A 10,536-nucleotide genomic window follows, 5' to 3' on the forward strand; every position below is an offset into this window, starting at 1 on the left:
GTACGGGTCGACGCCGCCGACGACCAGGCCGCCGAGCTCGCCGGCCGAGGCGGCCAGCAGGATGTCGGTCGCGTCGCGGCCCGGGGTGGCCGGGAGCGGGACACCCCAGACGTTCTCGACGGCGACCCGGGCGGCGTCGTCACCGACGCGCCGCCCACCGGGCAGCAGCGACGGCACGCAGCCGGCTTCCAGCGCACCCCGGTCACCGGCGCGGCGCGGGATCCACGCGAGCCGGACGCCGGTGCGCTCGACCAGGTCGTGCAGGGCGGCGAACAGGCCGGGGATCGCGGCGGCGCGCTCGCCGACCAGGACGACCGCGCCTTCGCCGCGCAGGCCCTCGTCGAGGTCCGGCGCGTGCTTGGCGATGCCTTCGACGGCCGCGGCTTCCTGGCCGGGGACGCAGGCGAGCAGCTCGCCGAACGTCTTGCGCACCGACGACGTCGTCCACTGTCCCAAGTGGACGACCCGGGTGCGGTTCTTGCGGGCCGCCTTGCGCAGCCGCAGGAACACGATCGGGGCTTCGTCCTCGGGCTCGAAGGCGACGCACAGGACCGTGCGGGCCCGCTCGATCTCGCCGAAGGTGACGCCGGACTCCGGCGTCACGCCCACGACGTGCGAGGTGAGGAACGCGAGCTCCTCGGCCGAGTGCGGGCGGGCGCGGAAGTCGACGTCGTTGGTCTGCAGGGCGACGCGGGCGAACTTCGAGTACGCGTAGGCGTCCTCGACGGTCAGCCGGCCACCGGGCAGGACGCCGACACCGCCGTTGGACCGGGCCGCGGTGAGGCCCGCGGCCGCGGCGCGCAGCGCGTCGGTCCAGGACGCCTCTTCCAGCTCACCGGTCTCGGGGTTGCGGACCAGCGGACGCCGGATGCGGTCCTCGGCGCCGGTGTAGCGGAAGGCGAAGCGGCCCTTGTCGCAGATCCACTCTTCGTTGACCTCGGGGTCGTCGCCGGCCAGCTTGCGCTGGACCTTGCCGCGCCGGAAGTCGGTGCGCTCGGCGCAGCCGGACGAGCAGTGCTCGCACACGCTCGGCGCGGACACCAGGTCGAACGGGCGGGAGCGGAACCGGTAGGCGGCGCTCGTCAGGGCACCGACCGGGCAGATCTGGATGACGTTGCCGGAGAAGTAGCTCTGGAACGGCTGGCCGCTGGTCGTCCGCGACGCCATGTCCAGGACGTCCGCCGTCTCCGCGGTGCCGATCTGCTGGTGGGCGCCGCGCTCGAGGAGCTCGATGAACGGGTCGCCGGCGATCTCGCGGGAGAACCGGGTGCAGCGCTGGCAGAGCACGCAGCGCTCGCGGTCGAGCAGCACCTGCGTCGAAATCGGCAGCGGCTTCGGGAACGTCCGCTTGGTGTCGACGAACCGCGACTCCGCGCGGCCGTGGGCCAGCGCCTGGTTCTGCAGCGGGCACTCGCCGCCCTTGTCGCAGATCGGGCAGTCCAGCGGGTGGTTGATGAGCAGCAGCTCCATCACACCCTGCTGGGCCTTGTCCGCGACCGCCGACGTCAGCTGCGTCTTGACGACCATGCCGTCGGCGACGGTCATCGTGCAGGACGCCTGCGGCTTCGGCATCGGCCGGCCGCCCATCTCGACCTCGACCAGGCACTGGCGGCAGGCGCCCGCCGGGTCGAGGAGCGGGTGGTCGCAGAACCGCGGGATGACCGTGCCGAGGCGTTCGGCCGTGCGGATGAGGAGCTCGCCCTTGGGGGCGATGACCTCTTCGCCGTCGATGACCAGCTTGACGTGGCCTTCGGGGACCGGCGTCTCGGTGGTCTCGGGCTTGTCGGGGGCGATCGTCATGCCTGCGCTCCCACGAGTTCGGGCTTGGTCTGTTCGTGCCGGTTCTTCTCGCACAGCGCGAGGAACTCCTCGCGGAAGTACTTGATGCCGCTGGTGATCGGCGACACCGCGCCGTCGCCGAGGGCGCAGAACGACCGGCCGAGGATGTTGTCGCAGACGTCGAGGAGGGTGTCGATGTCCTCTTCGGTGCCGTGGCCCTCGACCATCCGCTCGAGGATCTGCGCCAGCCAGTACGTGCCTTCGCGGCACGGCGTGCACTTGCCGCAGGACTCGTGCTCGTAGAACTGGGTCCACTTCATCACGGCCCACGGCACCGACACGGTCTCGTTGAAGACCTGGACGGCGGTGGTGCCCAGCATCGACCCGGCTTCCGCCGCGCCTTCGAAGTCCAGGGGAACGTCGAGGTGCTCGGCGGTGAACATCGGGGTGGACGAGCCGCCCGGGGTCCAGAACTTGAGCGGGATGCCGTCCTTCATGCCGCCCGCCATGTCCAGCAGCTCGCGCAGCGTGGTGCCGAGCGGGCACTCGTACTGGCCGGGCTTCTCGACGTGGCCGGAGATCGAGTAGATCTTCGGGCCGGGCGACTTCTCGCGGCCCATCTCGCGGAACCAGCTGGAGCCGCCGTTGACGATGAACGGCGCGCTCGCGATGGTCTCGACGTTGTTGACCGTGGTCGGCGCCGCGTAGAGACCCGCGGCGGCCGGGAACGGCGGCTTGAGCCGCGGCTGGCCACGACGACCCTCGAGGGAGTCCAGCAGCGCGGTCTCTTCGCCGCAGATGTACGCGCCCGCTCCCGCGTGGACGGTGATCTTGAGGTCGAAGCCGGAGCCGAGGATGTTCTCGCCCAGGTAGCCCGCCGCTTCGGCTTCGCGCACGGCCGCGTTGAGGCGGCGGATGCAGTGCAGCGCCTCGCCGCGGACGTAGATGAAGCAGTGGTTGGACCGCATCGCGTACGAGGCGATGATGCAGCCCTCGATCAGCGAGTGCGGGTCCGCCATCATCAGCGGGATGTCCTTGCAGGTGCCCGGCTCGCCCTCGTCGGCGTTGATCACCAGGTAGTGCGGCTTGTCGAAGTTCGGCGGCATGAAGGACCACTTGATGCCGGCCGGGAAGCCCGCGCCGCCGCGGCCGCGCAGGCCGGAGTCCTTGACCAGCTGGACGAGCTGCTCCGGCGTTCCGGCCAGTGCCTTGCGGATCGCCGTGTAGCCCTCCAGGGCCTCGTACTGGCCGATCTGCCAGGAGTTCGGCGACAGCCAGCGCTTCGTGAGGACCGGGGTAATGGGATCGGCCATTACTTCTTCTCCACTTCAGGCAGCGGGACATCCTGCGCGACCGGGGCGACCCAGCCGCGGTCCTGCGCGAGCTTCGCGCCCCGCAGCGTCTCGACGGCCTGCGACGGGCCGTCGACGTCCCGGCGGTAGGCCGCCTCGTCCTCCGGGAAGAACCCGGCGAGCTGCAGTTCGGCGCCCTTGAAGTTCGACAGCGGCGCGCCGCGCGTCGGGGCCGGCTTCTTGCCCGCCCGCAACGCGTCGACCAGCGCGACGGCCTTGTCCTCGGTCTGGTTGTCGAAGTACTCGTAGTTGACCTGGATGACCGGGGCGAGGTCGCAGGCCGCGAGGCACTCGGCGTGCTCGAGGGTGATCGAGCCCGGCTCGTTCGGCGTACCCGCGGTCTCGTTGTGCCCCAGCGGTTCCGACTCGGAACCCAGGTGCGTCTGGAGCTTCTTGTAGATCGCGTCGCCGCCCATGGCCGCGCACAGCGTGTTGGTGCAGACGCTCACGAGGTGTTCGCCGCACGGCTTGCGCTTGTACATCGTGTAGAACGTCGCGACCGCGCTGACCTCGGCGTCGGACAGGTCGAGCTGCTTCGCGCAGAACGCGATGCCCTCCTGGCTGACGTAGCCCTGCACGGACTGCACGAGGTGCAGCATCGGCAGCAGCGCCGAGCGGGACATCGGGTAGCGCGCGATCAGGTCCTGCGCCTTGGCGTGGATGTCCGCGTCGAAGATGTCTTCCAGCGGCGTCTCGGTGATGATCCCGGCTGCGACATCGGGGTCCGGCGCGATGGCGACGACGTCGGTGTCGGGCCCGGCCGCGGCGTGCGTGGTGTCCGCGTAGTTCGGCCCGGGCTCGGGAACTGCTGTGGTCATCGGTCCACTCCCCCCATGACGGGGTCGATCGAGGCGATGGCGGCGATCACGTCGGCGACCAGGCCGCCCTCGGCCATGGCGGGCATCGACTGCAGGTTCACGAAGCTCGGTTCGCGCACGTGGACCCGCAGCGGCCGGGTGCCGCCGTCGGAGACCAGGTGCGCGCTCAGCTCGCCGCGCGGCGACTCGACCGAGGTGTAGACCTGCCCGGCCGGCACCTTGAAGCCCTCGGTGACCAGCTTGAAGTGGTGGATCAGGGACTCCATCGACTGGCCCATGATCTTCTTGACGTGCTCGAGGGAGTTGCCCATGCCGTCGCTGCCGATGGACAGCTGCGCGGGCCAGGCGACCTTCTTGTCCTCGACCATGACCGGGCCCGGCTCGAGCTTCTCGAGGCACTGCTCGATGATCTTGAGGCTCTCGTGCATCTCGTGCACCCGGATCAGGTAGCGCGACCAGCAGTCGGCGCCGTTGTCGACCGGGACGTCGAACTCGAACTCGTCGTAGCAGGAGTACGGCTCGGTCTTGCGCAGGTCCCACGGGAGGCCGGCGGACCGCAGCACCGGGCCGGTGACGCCGAGCGCGAGGCACGCGTCCACCGGCAGGTAGCCGACGCCCTTGAGCCGGTTGCGCCAGATCGGCTGGCCGGTGAAGAGCTTGTCGTACAGCGGAAGGCGTTCCTTCATCGTCTTGATGAACGCCTTGACGACCTCGACGTAGTCGGCCGGCATGTCCTGCGCGAGGCCGCCGGGGCGGATGAACGCGTGGTTCATCCGCAGGCCGGTCAGGTGCTCCAGCAGGTGCAGCACCTCTTCGCGCTCGCGGAAGCCGAGCGTCATCGCGGTGGTGGCGCCGAGCTCCATGCCGCCGGTGGCGATGTAGACCAGGTGCGAGCCGATCCGGTTGATCTCCAGCAGCATCACGCGCAGCAGCTGCGCGCGGCGCGGGGCCTCGATCTGGAGCAGCTTCTCGACGCCGAGGCAGTACGCCATCTCCGTCGACAGCGGGGCCAGGTAGTCCATGCGCGTCACGAACGTGACGCCCTGGGTCCAGGTCCGGTACTCGCAGTTCTTCTCGATGCCGGTGTGGAGGTAGCCGATGACCGACCGCAGCTGCGTGACGGTCTCGCCCTCCATCTCCAGCACGAGCCGGAGCACGCCGTGCGTCGACGGGTGCTGCGGGCCCATGTTGATGACCATGCGCTCGTCGTGCTGGGCGTCGGCGATGACGTCGTCCCAGTCGCCGCCGGAGACCGTGTAGACGCGGCCTTCGGTGGTGTCGCGGGAATCCGCGTAGCTGACGTCGTCGGTGCTGTCCGATCCCGGCGCGCTCGTGTCCGTCCCGGTGGTGACGTCCGACAGGTTCTCGGTGCTCACGAGTACGACCTCCGCTGGTCCGGCGGCGGGATCTCCGCGCCCTTGTATTCGACCGGGATCCCGCCGAGCGGGTAGTCCTTGCGCTGGGGGTGGCCGTCCCAGTCGTCCGGCATCAGGATCCGGGTCAGGGCCGGGTGACCGTCGAAGACGATCCCGAACATGTCCCAGGCCTCCCGTTCCTGCCAGTCGGCGGTCGGGTAGGTCTCCACCAGCGACGGCACGTGCGGGTCCTCGATGTCGAGGGTGACCTCGAGGCGGATGCGGCGCCGGTAGGTCAGCGACGTGAAGTGGTAGACCGCGTGCAGCCGCTGCGGGACGTCGACGCCGTAGTCCACGCCGGACACCGAGGACAGCAGCTCGAACCGGAGGCCGCCGTCGTCGCGCAGCGTCTTCGCGATGGCGGGCAGGTGCTCGCGGGCGACGTAGAAGGTGATCTCGCCGCGGTCGACCGTCGTCTGCAGGATCGCTTCGGCGGGGATCTTGCGCTCGGCCAGCGCGGCGTAGAACTCGTCGGCGAACTGGTCGAACCAGCCGCCGTAGGGGCGCTCGGCCGGCGCCGGGCTGTACGCCGGGAGCCGGACGCCGCCGTAGCCGGAGGTGTCGCCGGTGCCGTGGACGCCGAACATGCCCTGGCGCTCGCGCCCGGTGACGACCGGTTCGGCCGCGCCCGGGCCCTTCGCCGTCAGGCCGGTTTCGGCTCGCTCGGCGCTGGACTGCTCGTCGCCGGGTTGGGGGTTCTCAGTCATCGCTCTACTTCTTCGCGTACTTGATCGACGAAGCGACGAGCTCGGTGCGCTCCCCGCTCGCGGCGCGGATCGCGGCGCGGCGGGCGTTGATCGGCTCGTCCTGGATCTTGGCGTGCAGCTTGAGGATCGCGTCCAGCAGCATTTCCGGCCGCGGCGGGCAGCCGGGCAGGTACATGTCGACCGGCACGATGTGGTCGACGCCCTGGACCACGGCGTAGTTGTTGAACATGCCGCCGGAGGAGGCGCAGACGCCCATGGCGAGGACCCAGCGCGGCTCGGCCATCTGGTCGTAGATCTGGCGCAGGACCGGGGCCATCTTCTGGGTGACGCGCCCGGCGACGATCATCAGGTCGGCCTGCCGCGGCGTCGCGCTGAAGCGCTCCATGCCGAAGCGGGCGATGTCGTAGCGGGAACCGCCGACCGTCATCATCTCGATCGCGCAGCAGGCGAGGCCGAAGGTGGCGGGCCACAGCGAGTTCTTGCGCGCCCAGTTGACGAGGCCTTCGAGGCTGGCCAGCAGGATGCCGTTGGGGAGTTTTTCTTCCAGGCCCATGGGTCTAGTTCCAATCCAGGCCGCCGCGCCGCCACACGTAGGCGTACGCGAAGCCGACCGTCGCGATGAACAGCAGGATCTCCACCAGGCCGAACGTGCCCAGCGCGTCCGCCTGCACGGCGAACGGGTAGAGGAAGACCATCTCGATGTCGAACAGGATGAACAGCATCGCGGTGATGTAGTACGCGACCGGCATCCGCCCGGCGCCGACGAGCGGCTGCGGGGACGGCTCGATGCCGCACTCGTAGGCGGAGAGCTTGGCCTTGTTGTACCGGCTGGGGCCGACGAGCGGTCCGAGCAGGACCGACAGCACGGCGAACCCGAGCGCCAGGACGAACAAGATCACGATGGGCAGGTAGGGCTTCAGGCTCGGGGCCTCTTGGGCCAGCTGCACCGTGTCGGTCCGGGTCAGCAACGTCAGCACGGGGTCTTCGCCATCCTTTCCGCGCCGCTGCGGTTGTGCTTGTGGTGGGGAACCGCTGGGCCTCGTCGGCACCCTAAGGGACCTGGGTCACACCGCCGAGGGTCAGGGTCTCCTTACGGCCCGTGGCTGGACCTCAAGGTGCTTGTGAAATAGTTCACAAGCCACTCGTCGCGGATGTGAAGGGATTCACAAAGCATGGGGGGAGTCTAGGACGCGACTCACACTCTTGTCCCTAGTACCCCGTGTTATAAGGGTCGCCTAAGTTGATCCGCCATCGTTGTCACGGGTCGGCGGCACCGCGCGCGCGACCTGCGCGAAGGGGCTTCAAGATCGCGTTCCGGACGGACAAAACGGGCGCTGACCTGTGATCTATCCCACTGACCGCACGGCCAACTTGTTAGGCCACTCGTGTGTCCGCGCGCGAGCTTTCCCTGAGAAAGATGCGTCCGGAGGACCTCGCGACGCATCTTTCCCAGGGAAGGTGCTGGGGTCAGCGCGGGGAGGGGGTGGCGCGGGCGAGGGCCGCGATGAGGCGGTCGACGCCGTCGCCGCCCTTGGCGTCGTAGCAGCCCGACAGGCCCTTGTAGACCAGCGGCAGCAGCTTGTTGATGCGCAGCCCGTACTTGGTGCACGCGTGCATGATCTTCGGCTTGCCGATGATCTTCGCGAAGACGTTGCCCAGCTGGTAGTAGCCGCCCATCAGCTCGCCGACGGCCCGCGGGTACGCCTCCAGCGCCCGCTCCCGCGAAGGCCCTTCGCGCCGCGCAAGCGCTTGCACGACGACCTCCGCGGCGATCTGCGCGGACTCCATCGCCGCCGAGATGCCTTCGCCGTTGAACGGGCTGACCATGCCGCCCGCGTCGCCCAGCAGCAGCAGGCCGTCGCGGTAGTGCGGGGTGCGGTTGAAGCCCATCGGGAGGCCGGCGCCGCCGACCTTGCCGATCGCGTTCTCCTCGCGGTAGCCCCACTCCTCCGGCGTCCCGTCGAGCCACTGGCGCAGCAGCGCGCGGTAGTCGGTGTTCCGGAACGAGGCCGACGTCGAGAGCATGCCGAGGCCGACGTTCACCGTGCCGTCGCCGAGCGGGAACGCCCAGCCGTAGCCCGGCAGCAGCTTCGGGTCGCGCGGGTCGGAGCGGTCCCACAGCTCGAGGTGGCCCTCGATGAACGGGTCGTCGTGGCGCGGGCTCTTGTAGTACTGGCGCACCGCGACGCCCATCGGGCGCTTCTCGTTCTTCTGGATGCCGACGCTCAGCGCGAGCCGCGCGGACACGCCGTCGCAGGCCAGGACCAGCGGCGCGAAGTACTTCACCGGCGTCCGCTCCGGGCCGACCTTGGCCTCGACGCCGACCACGCGCCCGCTCGGGCCGGTGATCGCGCCGGTGACGGTGGTGCGCTCGTACAGCCGCGCGCCGGCCTTCACGGCGAGCTTCGCGAGGAGGTCGTCGAAGTCGTGGCGGGTGCGGGAAACGCCGTACGGCGGGTAGCTGGTCAGGTCCGGCCAGTCGAGTTCCAGCGTCAGGTCGCCGGTGAGGATCCGCAGGCCGCGGCTGTGCACCCAGCCGGCGTCCTCGCTCGTGTCGATGCCGAGGTCGATGAGCTGCTTGACCCCGCGCGGGGTCAGTCCGTCGCCGCAGACCTTCTCGCGGGGGAATTCGGTCTTCTCCAGCAGGAGGACGTCGACGCCCGCGCGGGCCAGGTAGGTGGCCACGGTGGAACCGGCGGGTCCGGCGCCGACGACGATGACTTCGGCGTCCTGGTCTGCGGTGCGTCGCGTCATGAACGCGAGTTTAGGCAGGCTTTCGGGCGCGGTGGATCGCCACGACGCCGAATGTGAGGTTCAACCACTCGACGTCGGCCCAGCCCGCGCTCGCGATGATCTCGCCGAGGGTGCGCTGGTCTGGCCAGGCGAGCATCGATTCGGCCAGGTAGGAGTAGGCCTCGGGGTTGGACGACGTCCGCTTGCCGACCCAGGTGAGCAGCTTCAGCATGAACCGCCGGTGGATGAACCGGATCGGCGCGAACGGCGGGGTCGAGACCTCGCAGATCACCAGCCGGCCACCCGGCTTGACCACCCGGGCGATCTCGGTGAGCGCGGCCTTAGTGTCGACGAAGTTGCGCAGGGCCAGGGAGATCGTCACGGCGTCGAAGCTCTCGTCGGCGAACGGGAGGTTCAGCGCGTCCGCGGCGACCATCGGGACCTTGCGGTGCAGCCCGGCGCGGAGCATGCCGAAGGAGAAGTCCGCGGCCAGGCACCACGCGCCCCCGCGGGCGTACTCGACGGTCGACACCCCGGTGCCGGCGGCGAGGTCCAGGACCTTCTCACCGCGGCGGGCGTCGAGGACGCGCGCGGTGGTGGTGCGCCAGCGCCGGTCGAAGCCGAACGTCATGAACGAGTTCGCCCGGTCGTACCCGTCCGCGACGCCGTCGAACATCGCGGCGACTTCGTGCGGATCCTTGTCCAGGCTTGCGCGTGACATGGCTTGAATCTAGACAGCCGGGCCGCGCTTGTCCCTCGAGGGTCGCGGACCGGCAAAGCCGGAGCAAAGCAGTGGCAAAGTAACAGCAAAGACGACCCCGGCAGTGTCCTTTTCACGGCAGGCGAACAGCCGGCCCCCGAGAAAGGCACTACGAGATGAGCTTCGTCAAGAAGGCGGCGGCCGTGGCCGCGCTGACCGGCGCCGTCGTCGGTGGTTCCCTGATCAGCTCGGCTCCCGCGCTGGCGGGCACCGACGGCGTGGTGACGATCCAGGGCACCTGCGGTGACAAGTTCAGCCCCTCGGTCGGCGGCGGGTCCGCCGCGTGGACGATCACCTGCACCAACGGCAAGGTTTCGGTCAACGGCTGGGTGAAGGACACCGACGCCGACGGCAAGGCCGCCGAGGTCTACGGCACCTGGGGTGACGGCACCAACTTCGGCACCGTCCGCGCCGGCGGCGAGGGCACGAAGAAGGAGTTCAACAAGTCCCGCGCCGGCTCGCACGTGTACCTCTACCTGCGCGTCATCTGATCCCCGCCGGACGGGCCCGCGGCCGCGCAGGCCACGGGCCCGTCCGCCAGGATCCGGCGTTCGAGGTCCCGCAGCGCACGGCCCGGTTCCAGGCCGAGCTGCCGGACCAGCACCCGGCGGGCGCCGCGGTAGGCGTCCAGCGCCTCCGCCCGCCGCCCGTCGAGCGACAGGGCCATCATCAGCAGGTAGTGCAGCCGTTCCCGCAGCGGATACCGGCGCACCAGCCCGGCCAGCTCGGCCACCACCGCCGCGTGCCTGCCCTGGTCGAGTTCGGCCTGGTGCAGCTGTTCGAGCAGGACCATGCGCCGCTCGGTCAGCCGCAGGGCCTCGTCGGCCAGGACCGGGACGTCCAGGCCGCCGTAGGGCGTGCCGTGCCACAACCCGAGTGCCTCACGGATCAACGCGGTCCGTTCGGCGGGCCGCGGCTCCCCCGCCGCCCGCCCGGCGAGCGCTTCGAAGCGGACGGCGTCCAGCTCGCCCG

11 protein-coding genes are annotated in these 10,536 nt (G+C 70.0%); 1 reads left to right on the forward strand and 10 read right to left on the reverse strand.

Translation table 11 applies throughout. From position 1 onward, the window contains the following. The 9 genes from CCN39_RS04540 to CCN39_RS04580 form a co-directional block, all read right to left on the reverse strand. On the reverse strand, window positions 1-1,800 hold a 1,800-nt coding region (locus CCN39_RS04540; protein WP_086838662.1), incomplete at its 3' end, for an NADH-quinone oxidoreductase subunit G. Next, window positions 1,797-3,092 carry an NADH-quinone oxidoreductase subunit NuoF gene (gene nuoF / locus CCN39_RS04545; RefSeq protein WP_086838649.1) on the reverse strand — a complete coding sequence of 432 codons (1,296 nt, stop codon included), beginning with the start codon at window positions 3,090-3,092 and terminating at the stop codon, window positions 1,797-1,799. The genes nuoF and CCN39_RS04540, both read right to left, overlap by 4 nt. Beyond that, window positions 3,092-3,949, reverse strand: a complete 858-nt coding sequence (gene nuoE / locus CCN39_RS04550) for an NADH-quinone oxidoreductase subunit NuoE (protein ID WP_086838651.1) — start codon at window positions 3,947-3,949, stop codon at window positions 3,092-3,094. The genes nuoF and nuoE overlap by 1 nt, the downstream gene beginning before the upstream one ends. After that, window positions 3,946-5,325, reverse strand: a complete 1,380-nt coding sequence (locus tag CCN39_RS04555; protein ID WP_086838653.1) for an NADH-quinone oxidoreductase subunit D — start codon at window positions 5,323-5,325, stop codon at window positions 3,946-3,948. The genes nuoE and CCN39_RS04555 overlap by 4 nt, the downstream gene beginning before the upstream one ends. Then, window positions 5,322-6,071: an NADH-quinone oxidoreductase subunit C gene (locus CCN39_RS04560; protein ID WP_086838656.1), complete on the reverse strand. Its 750-nt coding sequence runs from the start codon at window positions 6,069-6,071 to the stop codon at window positions 5,322-5,324. The genes CCN39_RS04555 and CCN39_RS04560 overlap by 4 nt, the downstream gene beginning before the upstream one ends. Window positions 6,072-6,075: 4 nt before the next feature. Continuing rightward, complete coding sequence (locus tag CCN39_RS04565; RefSeq protein ID WP_003081859.1) at window positions 6,076-6,624, reverse strand: NuoB/complex I 20 kDa subunit family protein; 549 nt, start codon at window positions 6,622-6,624, stop codon at window positions 6,076-6,078. Between the two features lie 4 nt (window positions 6,625-6,628). Next, on the reverse strand, window positions 6,629-7,048 hold the full coding sequence (locus tag CCN39_RS04570; RefSeq protein WP_086838657.1) for an NADH-quinone oxidoreductase subunit A: 420 nt from the start codon (window positions 7,046-7,048) through the stop codon (window positions 6,629-6,631). Between the two features lie 490 nt (window positions 7,049-7,538). Further along, window positions 7,539-8,825 carry a geranylgeranyl reductase family protein gene (locus CCN39_RS04575; protein ID WP_167454977.1) on the reverse strand — a complete coding sequence of 429 codons (1,287 nt, stop codon included), beginning with the start codon at window positions 8,823-8,825 and terminating at the stop codon, window positions 7,539-7,541. Between the two features lie 10 nt (window positions 8,826-8,835). Then, window positions 8,836-9,525 carry a demethylmenaquinone methyltransferase gene (locus CCN39_RS04580; RefSeq protein ID WP_086838659.1) on the reverse strand — a complete coding sequence of 230 codons (690 nt, stop codon included), beginning with the start codon at window positions 9,523-9,525 and terminating at the stop codon, window positions 8,836-8,838. Window positions 9,526-9,680: 155 nt separating this feature from the next. On the opposite strand from CCN39_RS04580, the gene CCN39_RS04585 reads away from it, so the two are divergent. After that, complete coding sequence (locus tag CCN39_RS04585; protein WP_086838661.1) at window positions 9,681-10,055, forward strand: hypothetical protein; 375 nt, start codon at window positions 9,681-9,683, stop codon at window positions 10,053-10,055. On the opposite strand, the gene CCN39_RS04590 is transcribed toward CCN39_RS04585, so the two are convergent. Next, a partial coding sequence (locus CCN39_RS04590) for an AfsR/SARP family transcriptional regulator (protein WP_143263945.1) occupies window positions 10,037-10,536 on the reverse strand: 500 nt, incomplete at its 5' end. The two genes, CCN39_RS04585 and CCN39_RS04590, sit on opposite strands and share 19 nt — an antisense overlap.

The sequence above is a fragment of the Amycolatopsis kentuckyensis genome (assembly GCF_002155975.1).
Taxonomy (GTDB): Bacteria; Actinomycetota; Actinomycetes; order Mycobacteriales; family Pseudonocardiaceae; genus Amycolatopsis; species Amycolatopsis kentuckyensis.

Bases quoted from the DNA above. Each gene is read 5' to 3' on its own strand.
- nuoF (WP_086838649.1), bottom strand. From the start codon at position 3,092: ATGGCCGATCCCATTACCCCGGTCCTCACGAAGCGCTGGCTGTCGCCG.
- nuoE (WP_086838651.1), bottom strand. From the start codon at position 3,949: ATGACCACAGCAGTTCCCGAGCCCGGGCCGAACTACGCGGACACCACG.
- CCN39_RS04560 (WP_086838656.1), bottom strand. From the start codon at position 6,071: ATGACTGAGAACCCCCAACCCGGCGACGAGCAGTCCAGCGCCGAGCGA.
- CCN39_RS04565 (WP_003081859.1), bottom strand. From the start codon at position 6,624: ATGGGCCTGGAAGAAAAACTCCCCAACGGCATCCTGCTGGCCAGCCTC.
- CCN39_RS04575 (WP_167454977.1), bottom strand. From the start codon at position 8,825: ATGACGCGACGCACCGCAGACCAGGACGCCGAAGTCATCGTCGTCGGC.
- CCN39_RS04580 (WP_086838659.1), bottom strand. From the start codon at position 9,525: ATGTCACGCGCAAGCCTGGACAAGGATCCGCACGAAGTCGCCGCGATG.
- CCN39_RS04585 (WP_086838661.1), top strand. From the start codon at position 9,681: ATGAGCTTCGTCAAGAAGGCGGCGGCCGTGGCCGCGCTGACCGGCGCC.